We start from the raw sequence: 15,157 nt of genomic DNA, 5'->3' as shown, positions 1-15,157 counted from the left end.
ATCGTACCGACCGAGATGACAAAAGCCAAACATTCCAGAGCCTTCAAAGGTCACCGTTTCCCGCCTGAGATCATTGCATATGCAGTCTGGTCTTATTTTCGGTTTCCCTTGAGCCTGCGCGATGTCGAGGATCTACTTGCGACGCGCTGCATCATCGTAAGCTATGAGACGATCCGGAAATGGGTTGGCAAATTTGGCACAAACTATGCCGCTTCCATCCGCCGGGATCGAACTGCGCCGTCTGATAAATGGCACCTTGATGAAGTGGTCACTCCTATCCGCGGGCGCAAATTCTAGCTTTGGCGCGCGATCGACAGCACTGGTGACGTTCTTGATATTCTGGTTCAATCTCGGCGCAACACTCGCGCAGCGAAACGCTTTTCCGCAAGCTACTCAAGCAATACGGGCGGCCGCGCGTTGTGACCACGGACAAACTCAGCAGCTATAGTGCGGCTTTGAAAAGCCTCGCGCCCGGCATCGACCACCGCAGGCATAAAGGCTTAAACAACAGATCTGAAGGCTCGCATCGACCAACGCGGCACCGAGAAAAGATCATGGCCCGCTTCAAATCGCCTTGCCAAGCACAGCTCTTTTTGTCTGTCCACGATCAAGTTCAAACCGTATTTCGCCCTCGCCGCCACAAACTAACCGCCCCTGCCTATCGACAATCCCGCTCAGATGCACACAGCATTTGGGACGACATCACGTGTGAGTTGAACGCCGCTTGACCAGGTGTGTTATAGCTCCTTTTCGGCAAGATCCAGTAAGTTGGCGATGCCATCCGACGAATTGGTCGCAGCACTCAAGGACCGGTTTACCTCCTACATGAAACCCGGAATGCAGATGCTTTGCTATCTGGTCCCCGGAGCGGATGGTGAAACCGCGCCCGGCCAACGCCGTATCAATTGGGTCTGGTATGTGAATACGTCTGCCGATGACCTCGACCGCTTCATGACGGGCCAGACCGGGACGCGGTATCAGTCGTTTCTTCCGGCCGGCTATGTCACGGAGGCAACGAAACTGGCGATACAGGAAATGGCTGAACGCACCCTCCCACCTTTGTTCCGCGCGCTTGTTCACGCATTAGCGATCTTCATGCAGCCGGTGCAGGACGTGGCCGCGCAACCGCGCGTTCATGGAAGGGCGTTTCTGATTGGTGACGCAGCCGGAACCATCCTCCCGCACACAGCTGCGGGCACCTCTAAAGCCTTCGGCGATGCGGCACTTCTGGCGGAGGCCTTATCAGGTTGGACTGCCTCTGATCTTCTTCCAAAAGACATGCTTGAGCGTTGGAACATGGCCGGAACAATGGATCTGGAAACAACCGCTATTCGGGGCCGTCGGCTCGCAAGTGGATCGAGGCTTGGATAGAAGAAGACAGGCGGATTGCGTCAGCCGTTAGTCGGTCGAACATCAATTCACTAAGCTGGACCGTCGATCTGTACGGCTCACCTATTATCATCCAGATGCTTGCGCATCTGCGCGAGGTCATCTTGGATACGGTCCATGATCTCTAGCTGCTGAGGGCCAAAAACAGGGCCGAACGTTTCGGTGACATCTGTGATCGCCCGATCGCGAAAGCGGCGACCTGTTGGGGTCAGGAAAACCAGTTTGCCGCGTCCATCGTCGGGGTCAGCCGCGACCGTGATAAAATCACGCGCCGACAGCACCTTTAAGGAATGCGACATCGTGTTCTTGGTGACCTGCATCGCAGCGGCGATCCGCGCGGGCGGCCTACCATCGCCCAATCGGGCAAGGTGGTTCAGGATCGAAAAATGCGACGGATGGACACCATCGGGCAAGCTTTTGGCGAACATCGCTGTCGATAACTGGGTGATTATTCCGACTTCCGTAAAGAAGTCGAAAATCTTCGAGGCTGTCTTTTGGTCTTCGTTCACACTGTTCCTAGTTTTGCTGCAATCGGCCAACGGGGACTGAGGTCCACATCAGGACCATAGCCGATCCGTGCGAGCATTTGAACAGTGCCACTGCCCGGGGCCAGACGGCTGTGGGTTTCCTGATAGAGAGCCGCCATTTCAGGGTATTCCTGCAATGCCTGACTAAGCGGTTGAAACGACAGGCCTTCGGCTGTGCACGCAAGGTTCACCCGCAGCCAGTCAGCCCCTATCGCGATCTGGTCGGCTCGCGTATTGTCCTGGGTGACCAGCCAAAGATGGCCCATCGCCGATTGTGTATTGTCATGTGCGGCGGCAAGACCTTCGGCATAGGCCTGCGATGCGGGATCAAGCGTGGCTTCGCGGGTCAGAACGCCTGCGTAGGACAGCGCTTCGAAAAGCGGGCCACCTAGGTCGATACCGTCGGGGTTTGCTTCAATCTCGGCCTTACCGATCCGGAACAGATCGACACTTTCTTTGAAAGTATTCGGTGTCTCGAATTCGATGGTTAGTGCGTCTGTCGTCAGTTGCCGCCAGAATGCGATGTCGGCGTCTTGCACGGACCCGCCTAGGCGCCCGTGGCGTGCCGTTTGCAAAATGCGCGCGATCGCATCGGTCGGCACCGGTCTGGTGCTGTCGTAAGGTTCCTTGTTCGAGCGTCGCGCCATCACATGATCGAACAACGGATCGCGCAAGGGGGGTGCCGCTGTGAACACGACCGATGCAACAGGCCGGTTATCCAACCCGCCAGGGTCTGTGCCATCTGGAAACAGCGATACCGCAACGTCATAGCCGTCTGCATTTGCGGCCATCCGCATCAGTTCCAGAAAACAGCCAAGTCCGATGGTCAGTTGTCGGTCGTTGGGGTCGGTGTGCGGCAGTTGCTTATCGGTGTCGAAGAACAGCGTCAGCGCGTTTTCACCATCAAGGCGCACGATCCATGGCTGCCGGTTGTGCGGATTGGGCGTCAGAATGGCGTAGGACAGCGCATTCATGCGCGGATCATCATATTGCCCGGCTTGACCCCAAGGGGCCAATGCGGTGTCAGGACGGCGGGTTGTGGAAAATCCGACAGCACCCGCCGCTGCTAAAACGACGCCACCGCCAATAATTTTGAGAATATTTCTTCTGTGCATGATTATCTCCATTGGTTCTATATCGAACCATATAGATCGACATCGAACTAATCAAGGGTGCTTACATTAGACGCGTCTAGATCACGCCTTCTGCTCTCATACGGTGGCAGCGCGCAGAGGGGGGTCAGTTGCGGATAGGGGCGGAATCCTGCGCTAAGGGATTTTCGGGGTGGTTTTGGGCCATCTGTACTCGCCAGTGATCAAAATGTGGGCCCAACCAAGTGGAGAGACGTGTGAGAGCAGATCTTCTGGATCATAAATTCCAGTCTGTCTGCGCTTGGCGATTACCTGACCGAGTTGTTTTGTATTCCAGTAGATGATGATCGTAGCCAGGAGATTGAGGTCCGCGAGGCGGTCATCTTGGGCGCGGCCGGAGCGGTCACGGATTTCGCCTTGGCGGCCAATGCGCAGAGCATTTTTCAAAGCGTGATGGGACTCGCCTTTGTTCAGGCCGATCTGGGCGCGACGTTGCAGATCGCTGTCTGTCAGCCATCGCGCGATGAAGAGAGTGCGTTCGACCGTCCCCACCTCGCGCAACGCAACGGCAAGAGCAATTGGCGTGGATATGACGCCAGCTTTCGCATGATCTGGCTTGGTTGCATTGCACCACTTTCCATGGTGACGGCGATACGTAGAATGTCCTCCAGTGATCGTGGATCAGTTTCTCGCGCACCTTAGCCATCAGTTCGTGCGCCTACCGTATGGGTAACGATAACTAGGAATTATCGTTACTCGGAACTGATGAATTGCAGATGTTACCGTTCGCTTCCCCGTCGACGAACCCACACCGTGCGGAACAAAGTGTGATCTCGCTGCGCTCGCAGCGAAAGTCTGCATTGGCTGATTCTGTGGAAAAACAACGTGTTGCGAGCGCAGGAAGTGGTGATCTAAATGGAGCGCGAGCGCCTTTCTTATCAGGCTTTTTGCATTTGCTGCGGTGCAGGAAAGATCTTGGCGAGTTTGCGGAGGTTTTGGGCGGTGGCGGCGAGCAGGAATTCGTCATTTGCGCCGCATGGGCCACGTAATCGGGGACGTCCCAGCCCGAGGATGCGTTTGAGATGCGCGAAGAGCATCTCAACTTTCTTGCGCAGCCGCATTGAGATTGCGTATTGCTTGGTCTTGGCAATGTCGCGGGCGACCTGACGGGCGTCTTCATGTTCTTCGCGGGTAATTTTTCGCGCATCAGCATTCGGGCAGCATTGCATTTCTGACAGACAGGCCTGACACGTCTGTTTAAGGGCCTTATACTTGGCGACGCCTTTGCCGGTTGGCCCACGATTTGGGTCAGAATAGTTGCGCCGGAATTGCTTGAGCGGCTCGCCTTCCGGGCAGATGTATTGGTTATTCTCCGCATCCCATTCAAAGTCCGCGCAAGACCATGTGCCATCCGTGCGGCTCGCTTTATCCATAACCGGAATGTGCGGTTCGATCTTGCGATCAACCAACCACCCGAGCATCGGGCCGGAACCGTAAGCTGTGTCCATTGCCCGGCAGTTGATTGCAAAGCAATCAATGAGAGGGGGCGATAATCCATTCGGGATGCAGATCGAACGTGTCTTTGACCCGATCCAACATTGAGCGCACAGACCCGACTTCTGCTTGCCGGATTGATCGTCTGGCCTCCACATCGACGATCACGGCATGATCCGTGTCGATCAGGTAATTGGTGGAATAACTGAAGAACGCAGGGCCTTTACGGGCTGCCGTCCATTGGCTTGCAGGATCAGAATGGGACGTGAACTTGGGTTCAACCTCAGATGCTGCGCCAAAAGCTGCGTTATCCAAGACATCAAGATACTCCTTCACGGCACGCGGCGCATCGTTTGGATCGATGGCATTATGGTCCCAATCTTCCTTCGGCGTCGCGTTTTGTTTGTTCGCATCTGCCTCGATCAAACTGGCGTCTGCCGCAAGGCGCTGGCCACTCACCAAGCCATCCGCGATGCACCGAGCTACGGTCTTCTCGAACAGGTGTCGCAACAATGCACTCTCCCGGAAACGCCCATGCCGGTTCTTGGAGAACGTCGAGTGGTTCGGCACCGGATCAGATAGATCGAGGCGGCAAAACCAACGATACGCCAGTTTCAAATGCACCTCTTCACAAAGACGGCGCTCCGAGCGGATGCCAGAACAATAGCCCACGAGCAGCATGCGCCCTCTCATGCATGTAAACATGCACTGCCGGGTAATAGATCAGCAGTTCTGGGTCGATGGACGGGCGGCCAGTGTGGCTATAAAAGTCCGCTAGGTATTGGCGGATGTCGCTTAGATCAACGAACCTATCAATTGACCGCAGCAGGTGATCTTGGGGCACATGATCGTCAATCGAGAACTCGTAAAACAGCGCGCCTTGTGCTTCTTGCTTTGGTCCCAGCATCGAAATCACCCCCGTTGCTAAGGAAAATTGAATCAGCGAATAGCCACCCGATCAAGCAAGAGTTTTTCAACAGAATCCGCCCTTCATTTATTCTGGGACCTCCCATGCGATGGCCTATTCCAAAGGTTGTTTGGAATAGCGGCAGTCTTGGCTTTCCAGCCTCAACCCGGTAGCGGAGCCTCGATGTTTCTATCCAATGCCTTCTGCCAGCAGATCAAAAACCACGCGAATTCTTAGATTGGTCTTTAGCTCGCGGTGAGCCACCAGCCATGTCTCGATACTGATCGGCTCAAACGCCGAGAAAGGGTTTTCGAGTTCTGGATAAGCCACCCCGATGTCGATAGGGAGAATGCCGATCCCAAAACCTTGACGGACAAGTTCGAGCGTGAGTGTGGCACTCGACGTCGAAAAATTGAAATTTGCAGTCGTCAGATTTACGCCACGAGATGCCATCAAACCAAGCCGCTGTTCTGGTTTGTCGACACCGACAAACTTCAATTTTTCAAGATCTGCAAGCGTCTCGGGGCGCCCCACTTCGTCGAGGTACTCTTTTGAAGCAAACAGATGTGCGTTGGTATCGCGAAGCCGTTTTGCAAACAAGGTCTCGTCTTTGGGGCGACCATGACGGATTGCGATGTCAGCCTCACGCCGCCGCAAGTCGCTTAACTCATTTGTTGCGATAATCTCGATCTGAAGGTCTGGTGCGGTTGCGCGCAATGTCTTGAGGACTGGCGATAGAAAATGGGTTGCCATCAGGTCTGTGGCCGAAATCAACACATGTCCAGTCACAGCTTGGGATTGGCCCGTTGCGGCAAGGGATATGCTGTTTGCCGCATCGCCCATCATCCGAAAGTGGGCCAGCAATTCTAAGCCGGATTGTGTCAGCAAGAGTGCGCGCGATGTCCGCTCAAAAAGTGTCAAACCAAGCGCCTCTTCGAGGCCCACGACCTGTCGGCTCAGCGTTGGTTGCGTCAGTCCAAGCGCGCGTGCGGCTGCGGACAGCGATCCTTCTTCGGCGGTGACGAGAAACGCCCGCGCTTGGTTCCAGTCGAAAGCTGATCGTTTCCACTCCACTATTTACGTATACCAAAACAAGAAAGATACGCAATTCTGTATTCATAAGCTGCACTCTATATGCTCGCCAACGGCCAACTTTATGCAGGTGAGAGACATGACGCAGCTAAAAATCAAAAACCTCAGGTCGTCAAACACCGCCACGATAGCAAAGGCAATCCCCATGACCTCTCGTCGCATTGGCTCTTGGGAATTCATGATCAGCAGGTGGCCGCTCTCCACGACGGATCTTGCCAGCCGTTACGACGCGGTCTCGGGCAAATGGGCGCGGACGGCGCGTCGTTTCCAATTGAATACCGCGTATCAGGAACCGCTTTTGACCTCTCAGGTCGTGATAGAACTTATGCAGATTGAGCCAAAGGCGCAGATACTTGATTGCGGCGTCGGAAATGGGAGCCTTTCGATCGCACTTGATAGCATCAAGAAGGGTCCGATCGACTTCCATGCCATTGATACCTCTGCTGAAATGCTTGTACAGGCCAAGTCCGTGATGCAGTACGCCGGGCTGGCCCCGCGCCTTCAACAGGCCGATGTTATGTCATTGCCTTATGAGGATCAGTCTTTTGATGTTGTTATGGCCGCGCATGTCCTTGAACATCTGCCGAATCCGCAACGTGCCCTTACAGAGATGGTTCGTGTTCTAAAGCCGGGTGGGATGGTGTTCCTTTGCGTGACGCGCCCCTCACTTTTTGGAGTAGTTGTCCAACTTCTGTGGCGCACACGGGCGATAACAGAACAACAAGGCATTGATTGGCTGTACGCATCCCAGCTTGTTGATGTCGGATACCAACCGGTTCGGCTTGGTTCCTTTGCTGGCTTCGGGAGCACTGCTTTTTGGGCCCGGCGGCCAAAATGATTAGTTCAAATCGAAAAGCCCCAAAACTTCGCTTAGGAAAATGGGAGTGGGTCGTCCTTGGCGCAATCTTTGTCTATTCATTCATTCCGGTCGTTGGCGGGTTGATACGGGTTCTCGAGCTTGCAGGCGGGCCGCAGATCGCACCAGAGAACCCTCGGGCATCGTTTGCCCCAACACCCATCATTCTCCACATCCTCAGCAGCAGTCTGTTCTGCGTGCTCGGCGCTTTCCAGTTCTTACCGAGCCTACGCCACCAGCGTCCAGCAGCGCATCGCGCTATCGGTTGGCTGATCGCAGCGGCGGGATGTGTTTCCGCGCTCACTGGCCTTTGGATGACGCACTTTTACGTCTTTCCACAAACGCTGCAAGGTGCAGCGCTTTATTGGGCGCGGATAGTTCTGGGTACAGCAATGGTTGGATGCATCATCTGGGCTGTGATCGCGATCAGGTCCCGGAATATCTTTCAACATAGCACATCAATGGTGCGAGCCTACGCCATCGGGCAAGGTGCTTCGACCCAAACTGTTTTGGGAATCACTTGGATCATTTTTGTCGGCTTTGAGGCGACGGGACCCCAACGCGACGGCATGATGATCTTCGCTTGGGTGCTTAATCTGCTGGTCGCAGAAATTTTAATTCGGTCAATACTCAAGCCAGCGAAGCGACCGCGAAAGAATTCCTCACTGCCCAATATGTCGTCAACACCAAGGAATGAGGCCTAAAATGATGTACCAAAGTGGCAATCCCCGTATTCTTTTGTCGGTCCTTTGGATCTTCATTATCCTGAATTTCTTTGCACGCGACATTCATGAGCTGCGCCGCCCCGGCATGCTGGAACAGATTATGTCCGGCACAATTGACGGAGCCGTCGTCACAGAAATGTTGATGCTGTTCGGAGGGATCATGATAGAGATCCCGATCTTGATGACAGTCCTTGCATTGCTGTTACCAAATGCGGCCAATCGATGGGCGAACATTGGTGTGGGCCTTTTCACGATGGTTATGATCGTGGCAATGAACCTAAAGCCCGACCTCGACAACCTCTTTTTCATGGGTATTCAGTTGATTGCCCTAATTGCCATCGTCGGGATAGCATGGCGATGGCAAGCCCCTGAGCGAACAGATGTATTAACATCGTAAATACGTGGCGTTTGACCGCTTTTTCCAACAAAATATCTTAATATTTATAGCTGTCATTGATACATGGTTCAGCATCAGTCGAAGATGGCTTTCCAGCAACTTTCGCTTAGCAGTCCGTGAACCTTAGCTCCAAGATACACTACCGTTCGCTGCATCCTGCCTGAACTTAACAGATGCGGACAAACCGGACTTGTGCACGCGCAGCTATTGCTCACGCAGCAAACGTTCGTATTTGCAGTGACTGTAATTCGGCAGTGCAGCATATTTTCCCAAACCAGTCTTTCAAACGCGGCCATCTGCGCTGATATCAAACTAAACTTTCGACCCTGATTGTTCCAAAAATCCAGATTCGGACCAAGCAGACTTTATCGTTGACCGGCCTATTAGTCAGACTTGCTTTTTCGTTTTAATGGAACACATCAACTCACATCACAGTATAAACTCGTGCACATTGGTACTTGGAGCGACATAATGCAGTTCAAAGAAGGTGATGAGGTGAGATGGGCTTGGGGCGACGGCCATGGCTCAGGTGTTGTCCAGTCGGTCTTTCATGAAAAAACGACCCGCAAAATCAAGGGAACAGAAGTCACGCGCAACGGCACCAAGGATGATCCCGCAGTCTATATCAAGCAAGATGATGGTGACGCCGTGCTCAAGCTCGTCTCGGAGATTGAGAAGAAATGACCAGCGGACTGGTCTATGTGACGGATCAGGATCCGGGGATTACACGCAAGCGGCGCGGGCGCGGATTTTCCTATACAGCACCTGACGGCACGGCCATAGCGCGCGGTTCCGAACGCAAAAGGATCGAAGCGCTCGCGGTTCCGCCCGCATATGAGGATGTCTGGATTTGTACCAACCTTAACGGCCATTTGCAGGCGACAGGGAGAGACGCGCGCCGGCGTAAGCAATACCGCTACCATCCGGATTGGTCGGCGGCCCAATCGAATGCGAAGTTCGAAGAGCTTGCAACATTCGGGAACCTGCTGCCCGCCATCAGACGGCGCGTCGAAAGCGACCTCGAGACAGACCCCGGAGACGCCGAATTTGCCCTTGCCGCAGCGGTGAAGATCATTGACCGTGCGGCACTGAGGGTGGGTCACCCCGAATACACGCGTCAAAACGGAACGTATGGTGCATTGACGCTGCGGCGCAAACATTTGACGCTTGATGATGATTACACCGCGTTAAGGTTTACAGCCAAAGGCGGTAAAAAGGTCAAAAAGTTGATCACCGACCGCAAGTTGCAAAAACTGTTACAAGTGGTGAACGATCTTCCAGGTGCCACTTTACTGACATGGACAGACGAAGATGGCGCACCGCACCAGCTGTCGTCACAGGCCCTGAATGCGTATCTTGCCGATGCCGCAAATGATACGCATGTAACTGCAAAGTCATTTCGCACATGGGCCGGTACGCTGGCCGCATTCTCCTGCGCAGAAGGCGGCAACGTCACGATCAAAGAAATGGCGCAGGCCGCCGCGACCCGGTTGCACAACACACCGACAGTGGCGCGCAACAGCTACATCCATCCTGCTGTTATTGAACTTGCCGGTAAACAGAATGCACCGTTCCAACCTATCAAAAAGGCCGGATTGGTTGCTGCGGAACAACGCCTGATGCGGTTGCTTCTATCTACGCCCGCATCCAAACAAAACTGACCGAGGATTAAGATTTTGAGTGAGAGCAATAAAAGGGACCTGACGAAAGGACCCATCTGGAAAGCTTTGGCAGTCATGTCTGCACCCATGAGCTTGGGCATCTTTTCCGTTATCGCAGTTGGCCTTGCAGATGCGTATTTCCTCGGGCAAGTCAGCGGCGCAGCCCTTGCGGCGGTCGGCTTTATCTACCCCGTCATAACAGCGGTGACATCACTGTCCATCGGACTGAGTGCTGGTGCAAATGCGGCGTTATCGCAATTTGTTGGTGCTGGGGAAACCGACGAAGACACCCAGCGCCTTGGCATTCACGCCATCGGATTGGGCGCACTGTTTTCGATGATCATTGCGATCCTGATCTGGCTGATTTACCCGATGCTGTTTGCCAGCCTCGGGGCAAGTGGCAAGGTCGCGCAGGAGGTTGCGGCCTATATGCCCCTATGGGCGCTGTCGTTTCCGTTTCTCGTAATAATGATGATCACCAACTCGGTCTTTCGGGCCCATGGTGATGGCACAACCGCACCCGCGATCATGATCCTTGCCGCGTTTTTCGGGATTGCGTTGAACCCGGTGTTCATCTTCGGCTGGGGGCCTTTGCCTGAAATGGGAACCGCAGGTGCGGCATTGTCCACACTGGTCGGCCGGGTCGTGGCGATGATTGCGGCGCTCTGGATCGCGTGGCGGCGTGGGCTCTTGGGATATTGCGGCAATATCCTCGCGGGTGCCTACAAGAGTGCATCAAGAATTCTGGCAGTTGGTGTGCCTGCGTCGCTATCAAACGCGATTAACCCTGCGGGCATGGCGCTGGTCACGGCTGCGGTGGCCACCGTTGGCGATGATGCCGTTGCGGGCTTTGGTGCGGCTGGGCGTATCCAGTCCATTCTTCTGGTGCCCCTGATGGCGCTGTCGGCTGGAATAGGTCCAGTCGTGGGCCAGAACTGGGGTGCCGAAGAAACCGGGCGCGCGCAGTCCGCGACAGGCTGGGCATTGTCGGTCTCGCTGGCGTACGGCGCAGTGATTGGCTTGGCTCTGTTTCTGTTTGCTACCCCTATCGCAGGGCTTCTGGCCGCAGGTGAAGGGGATCTCGAATATGCCGCTCAATATTTGCGTATCGTAGGGCTGACGATGTTTGGATACGGCTTTGTCGTCATTGCCAACGCCGCGATGAATGCACGCGATAAGGCGATATGGTCAATGTCGCTCAGCTTGGGGCGGATATTTGTCGTCTATCTACCGTTGGCTTGGGTCGGCGTGTCGCTCTTTGGATATTTCGGGATCGTCTCTGCTGCGGCCCTTGCGAATGTCCTTGGGGCCGCCGCCGCCGTCTATGCGCTGCACTGCACGGGGCTGTTGCAAGTAAAAGTACCTGATTTTATCAAAGTCAAAAAAGAAAAAGCGGCTTAACCATGGCAATCTCATCAGGGGTAAAAGCGCATCTCGCCCAGCCTCGGCAAGAGCGGACTGGCACCTATGCGGTCGCATGGGAACAGATCGGTTAAAAAAGCCTGCACATCCTGAGATCAGGATTTCCTGCGGTTCTCTCTACTTGTCGTCCAAAAGTGGATCATGACCCCAATTCATCAATGAGTATCGCCACGCCGAGCTTTCCTTTCCGTCATCCGGTCCACCCTGCGACAGATGACGCTTAACATATCCGACAACTTTTGCCATGTGGTCCCATTGATCGTCGCTCAGATCATCCTTGTTGGTCCGCTTCATTTCGACAATGCGGCGGCCCGATTTATGTCCGGTACTCTCGCCTTCATCAGTGTCACCGACGGATTTTGACTCTTCGGTTTCCAGCCAGTCTTCCAGCTCATTTGGTTGCAGGTTCACCAATTCGCGCCATTCTGACCAGATCTGATCCTTGGATTTTGACATTAATATATAGACCTCATTGTTTGCATCATTCTAATTCATGACCAACCGCACGGAATTTGGCGCAGCATGATCCGGTCGTTAGAATGTTTGATCGATTTTGCCTAATCGCTTTGTCAGCGCCATGTTTTCGCGGTAATCGATCGGTATGACAACCATCGCCGGGCCTGCATGGTCCAGCGCATCGTTCAGCGTTGCTTGCAGGTTTTCGGCATTATCGCATCGCGCGCCCTTCCATCCCATAGACTGACACAGCGCCAACCAGTCGGGATTGGTAAAGGACAGATCGGTATGAGAACCGAATTCCTGTTCTTGTTTCCATGCAATCAGACCGTAGGCGTGATCTTCCCAGACAAGCACCGTGATGTCAGAGCCCAACCGGCTCGCGGTTTCCATTTCCTGGATGTTCATCATCACATCCGCGTCCCCGACCACGGCTAACACGCGCACATCCGGACAGGCGTGTTTTGCGGCAATCGCCCCGGGCAATGGCATCCCCATGGAACAAAACCCGTTCGAGATAAGGCAAGTTCCAGGTTCATGACACTGGTAATGCCGCGCGACCCACATTTTATGTGCGCCGACACCTGACAGCAGAATGTCCTTGGGCCCAAGAACAGCGCGAACGTCTGCCAGGGCCTTTTGAGGACGAATACTGCCTTTGGTCTTATCATCGGCGTGCTCTGCAAATTCGGTCTGCATCTTCGTGCGCAGGTCAGATTGCGCCGTCAGGTCGTATGACGGTAAACCGTCAGCGGCGATGCGTTCGTTCAACATTGCGAGACCGTGTGCCAGATCACCAACGACTTCGATCTGTGGCTGATAATGTGCGTCGCTTTCCGCGGGCATGAAATCCATGTGGATGATATCAAGGTCGCAATCGGCGTTCCATTTCTCGGGTCCGTATTCGACCGGATCATAACCGACCGTCAGAACAAGGTCGGCGGCGTCAATGGCCAGTTGTGGATAGTCGCGCTGCCCCAGTCCCACCGTGAATAGGCAGTGCGGATCATCAAGATCAAGCGCACCCTTGGCCATAAAAGTCATTAACGCGCCAATTCCGGTGGCATCGCAAAAGCGGCGCAACTCGACGCTTGCGCGAGTCCTTATGGCACCGTTGCCAGCAATGATCAGCGGGCTTTTGGCGGTTTTTAGACGGCCCCAGACATCGTCGATGACTTTGCTACCCGGCACCGGGCGGCGCGTGCGTGTCGCACGCAATGGTGCCGCCTCGGTTAGCGTCGCGGCGATATCCTCGGGCAATTCAATATGGCAAGCGCCCGGCTTTTCCGTGACTGCCAGCTTGATTGCTTTGTGGACGATTTCGGGGATGTTATCAGCGTGATTAACTGCGCAGGACCATTTGGTGACGGGCCGGTACATCTCGACCACGTTCATGATCTGATGGCTTTCTTTGTGTTGGCGGGTCAAAGCACCCTGTCCGGTAATGACCAGCATTGGCGCGCGGTCCATATTGCCGTCAGCGACACCTGTAATCAGGTTTGTGGCACCAGGACCGAGCGTTCCCAGACAGACACCGACCGTGCCAGTCAACCTGCCGTACACTTCCGCCATGAAGGCCGCACCCTGTTCGTGCCGCGTCAGAATAAACTCGATAGACGAGTTTCCGAGCGACATCATAAAATCGGCGTTTTCTTCACCCGGCACACCGTAAATTCGCGTGACGCCTTCCTGCTCCAGGCAGCGAACAAACAGATCGGATGCTTTCATGGTTTCGGCCTTCTATTTGGTAAAATTAAGGATCGGGATCACCCTACGCCCTGGGAGAGCATAGCGTCTGCGACTTTTCGAAATCCTGCGATATTTGCCCCTTTGACGTAATCGACATTTCCGGCGCGGGTTCCGTCCTCGATGCAGGCGTCGTGGATGTCTGACATGATGTTTTGCAGCGATTTGTCCACGTCTTCGGCGCTGCTTGGCCTGCGCATACGGTCCTGACTGATTTCTAACCCTGAGACCGCAACGCCGCCAGCATTTGCGGCTTTGCCGGGCGCGTAAAGGATATCGGCCGCCCTGAACACAGATTTGGCCGCAGCTGTGGACGGCATATTTGCGCCCTCGATCACCGCTTGCACCCCATTGCCGATCAGCGCCTTGGCGCTTTTTTCGTCCAGTTCGTTCTGCGTCGCACAGGGGGCCGCGATGTCGGCCTGCAGGCCCCACGGCACGCCGCCCTCGGTCCATTCGCCGCCGAATTCCTTGACGTAAGCCGCTAGAGATTCGCCTGCTTTTGACTTGTGATCGCGAACCCAGTCAATCTTGTCCTGTGTGAGGCCGTCGGGATCGTGGATAAAACCCGTGCTGTCGGACAAGCTGATCACCTTACCCCCCATTGTGATGGCTCTTTCAGCGGCATAGGTCGCAACGTTTCCAGCGCCTGAAATGATAACCGATTTTCCATCCACGTCAGCGCTGTTCTTTCTCAGCATCTCCTGCAGGAAATACATGACGCCGTAACCCGTCGCCTCGGTCCGCATCTGACTGCCCCCAAAGGACGGGGATTTGCCAGTTAGTATCCCCTGAAACTGGTTGGTAATGCGGCGGTGCGCTCCAAACAGAAAGCCGATTTCACGCGCACCGACGTTGATGTCACCCGCCGGAATGTCGATATCAGGCCCGATGTAGCGATGAAGCTGCTGCATGAACGCGTTACAAAACCGCATGATTTCGGCATCTGATCGCCCCGATGGGTCAAAATCGGAGCCACCTTTGCCACCGCCCATCGGCAGACCTGTAAGCGCGTTCTTGAACGTCTGCTCGAACCCGAGGAATTTCAGAACGGATTGGTTCACCGTCGGATGAAACCGCAATCCCCCCTTGAACGGCCCAATGGCCCCGTTGAATTGCACCCTGTAACCGCGGTTGACCTCAATCTCGTTGGCGTCATTCTGCCATTCCACGCGAAAGGTAATCACCTGCTCGGGCTCGACCAGCCGTTCAAACATGTTGGCTGCCTTGTAGTCCGCATGCTGGTCGATGATCGGTTTGATATCTTCAATAACCTCGGTTACCGCCTGATGGAACTCCGGCTCGTTGGGCACACGGGCATTAAGATACTCTTCAAGGCTGCTATGCCGTTTGCTAAGGGAAAATGTCATTGGATCGCTCCGATTAGAGATGGA

General features: G+C 54.6%; 13 protein-coding genes and 3 pseudogenes. 8 read left to right on the top strand and 8 right to left on the bottom strand.

Translation table 11 applies throughout. From position 1 onward, the window contains the following. Positions 1-15 precede the first annotated feature (15 nt). Positions 16-728: pseudogene (locus ROLI_RS14580) on the top strand (IS6 family transposase). A gap of 46 nt (positions 729-774) precedes the next feature. Then, positions 775-1,371: an FAD-dependent monooxygenase gene (locus tag ROLI_RS14575; protein ID WP_187431381.1), complete on the top strand. Its 597-nt coding sequence runs from the start codon at positions 775-777 to the stop codon at positions 1,369-1,371. A gap of 77 nt (positions 1,372-1,448) precedes the next feature. On the opposite strand, the gene ROLI_RS14570 is transcribed toward ROLI_RS14575, so the two are convergent. From ROLI_RS14570 to ROLI_RS14550, 5 genes and pseudogenes are all read right to left on the bottom strand, one after another. Further along, on the bottom strand, positions 1,449-1,898 hold the full coding sequence (locus ROLI_RS14570; RefSeq protein WP_316247483.1) for a MarR family winged helix-turn-helix transcriptional regulator: 450 nt from the start codon (positions 1,896-1,898) through the stop codon (positions 1,449-1,451). Beyond that, entirely contained in the window at positions 1,895-3,031 is a 1,137-nt protein-coding gene (locus ROLI_RS14565; protein WP_187431382.1) for an Acg family FMN-binding oxidoreductase, read from the bottom strand. The genes ROLI_RS14570 and ROLI_RS14565 overlap by 4 nt, the downstream gene beginning before the upstream one ends. Positions 3,032-3,184: 153 nt before the next feature. Further along, positions 3,185-3,704: pseudogene (locus ROLI_RS14560) on the bottom strand (Tn3 family transposase); the annotation flags it as partial. A gap of 241 nt (positions 3,705-3,945) precedes the next feature. Further along, positions 3,946-5,408, bottom strand: a pseudogene (locus ROLI_RS14555) (IS1182 family transposase). A 189-nt stretch (positions 5,409-5,597) separates the two neighbouring features. Next, positions 5,598-6,482 (bottom strand): LysR family transcriptional regulator, encoded by an 885-nt coding sequence (locus tag ROLI_RS14550; RefSeq protein WP_187429674.1) that lies wholly within the window; start codon positions 6,480-6,482, stop codon positions 5,598-5,600. A 97-nt stretch (positions 6,483-6,579) separates the two neighbouring features. Between ROLI_RS14550 and ROLI_RS14545 the strand changes: the two genes are divergently transcribed. From ROLI_RS14545 to ROLI_RS14520, 6 genes are all read left to right on the top strand, one after another. Next, complete coding sequence (locus ROLI_RS14545; protein ID WP_187429675.1) at positions 6,580-7,338, top strand: class I SAM-dependent methyltransferase; 759 nt, start codon at positions 6,580-6,582, stop codon at positions 7,336-7,338. Beyond that, a complete protein-coding gene (locus tag ROLI_RS14540; RefSeq protein ID WP_262386468.1) occupies positions 7,317-8,060 on the top strand; it encodes a DUF2306 domain-containing protein in 744 nt (247 codons plus the stop codon). Before ROLI_RS14545 ends, ROLI_RS14540 begins: the two co-directional genes overlap by 22 nt. Position 8,061: 1 nt before the next feature. Continuing rightward, positions 8,062-8,478 (top strand): DUF6326 family protein, encoded by a 417-nt coding sequence (locus ROLI_RS14535; protein ID WP_222869471.1) that lies wholly within the window; start codon positions 8,062-8,064, stop codon positions 8,476-8,478. A gap of 471 nt (positions 8,479-8,949) precedes the next feature. Continuing rightward, complete coding sequence (locus ROLI_RS14530; RefSeq protein ID WP_187429676.1) at positions 8,950-9,162, top strand: DUF2945 domain-containing protein; 213 nt, start codon at positions 8,950-8,952, stop codon at positions 9,160-9,162. After that, positions 9,159-10,139, top strand: coding sequence for a DNA topoisomerase IB (locus ROLI_RS14525; protein WP_187429677.1), 981 nt, complete (start codon positions 9,159-9,161; stop codon positions 10,137-10,139). Before ROLI_RS14530 ends, ROLI_RS14525 begins: the two co-directional genes overlap by 4 nt. A gap of 87 nt (positions 10,140-10,226) precedes the next feature. Next, entirely contained in the window at positions 10,227-11,540 is a 1,314-nt protein-coding gene (locus ROLI_RS14520) for an MATE family efflux transporter (protein ID WP_187429678.1), read from the top strand. A gap of 138 nt (positions 11,541-11,678) precedes the next feature. On the opposite strand, the gene ROLI_RS14515 is transcribed toward ROLI_RS14520, so the two are convergent. The 3 genes from ROLI_RS14515 to gdhA form a co-directional block, all read right to left on the bottom strand. Further along, positions 11,679-12,017 (bottom strand): DUF3140 domain-containing protein, encoded by a 339-nt coding sequence (locus ROLI_RS14515; RefSeq protein WP_187429679.1) that lies wholly within the window; start codon positions 12,015-12,017, stop codon positions 11,679-11,681. Positions 12,018-12,095: 78 nt separating this feature from the next. After that, positions 12,096-13,745 (bottom strand): acetolactate synthase large subunit, encoded by a 1,650-nt coding sequence (locus ROLI_RS14510; protein ID WP_187429680.1) that lies wholly within the window; start codon positions 13,743-13,745, stop codon positions 12,096-12,098. 38 nt (positions 13,746-13,783) lie between these two features. Next, complete coding sequence (gene gdhA / locus ROLI_RS14505) at positions 13,784-15,133, bottom strand: NADP-specific glutamate dehydrogenase (RefSeq protein WP_187429681.1); 1,350 nt, start codon at positions 15,131-15,133, stop codon at positions 13,784-13,786. Between the last annotated feature and the right edge of the window lie 24 nt (positions 15,134-15,157).

Source organism: Roseobacter fucihabitans (assembly GCF_014337925.2).
In the GTDB taxonomy this organism is placed as follows: domain Bacteria; phylum Pseudomonadota; class Alphaproteobacteria; order Rhodobacterales; family Rhodobacteraceae; genus Roseobacter; species Roseobacter fucihabitans.
Note: the sequence above shows the minus strand (reverse complement) of the source record. Positions and strands in the feature narration are given on the sequence as shown.

What these genes read in the sequence shown, in the direction of transcription:
- ROLI_RS14575 (WP_187431381.1), top strand. Translation starts at nt 775, where the DNA reads ATGCCATCCGACGAATTGGTCGCAGCACTCAAGGACCGGTTTACCTCC.
- ROLI_RS14565 (WP_187431382.1), bottom strand. Translation starts at nt 3,031, where the DNA reads ATGCACAGAAGAAATATTCTCAAAATTATTGGCGGTGGCGTCGTTTTA.
- ROLI_RS14545 (WP_187429675.1), top strand. Translation starts at nt 6,580, where the DNA reads ATGACGCAGCTAAAAATCAAAAACCTCAGGTCGTCAAACACCGCCACG.
- ROLI_RS14535 (WP_222869471.1), top strand. Translation starts at nt 8,062, where the DNA reads ATGATGTACCAAAGTGGCAATCCCCGTATTCTTTTGTCGGTCCTTTGG.
- ROLI_RS14530 (WP_187429676.1), top strand. Translation starts at nt 8,950, where the DNA reads ATGCAGTTCAAAGAAGGTGATGAGGTGAGATGGGCTTGGGGCGACGGC.
- ROLI_RS14525 (WP_187429677.1), top strand. Translation starts at nt 9,159, where the DNA reads ATGACCAGCGGACTGGTCTATGTGACGGATCAGGATCCGGGGATTACA.
- ROLI_RS14520 (WP_187429678.1), top strand. Translation starts at nt 10,227, where the DNA reads ATGAGCTTGGGCATCTTTTCCGTTATCGCAGTTGGCCTTGCAGATGCG.
- ROLI_RS14515 (WP_187429679.1), bottom strand. Translation starts at nt 12,017, where the DNA reads ATGTCAAAATCCAAGGATCAGATCTGGTCAGAATGGCGCGAATTGGTG.
- ROLI_RS14510 (WP_187429680.1), bottom strand. Translation starts at nt 13,745, where the DNA reads ATGAAAGCATCCGATCTGTTTGTTCGCTGCCTGGAGCAGGAAGGCGTC.
- gdhA (WP_187429681.1), bottom strand. Translation starts at nt 15,133, where the DNA reads ATGACATTTTCCCTTAGCAAACGGCATAGCAGCCTTGAAGAGTATCTT.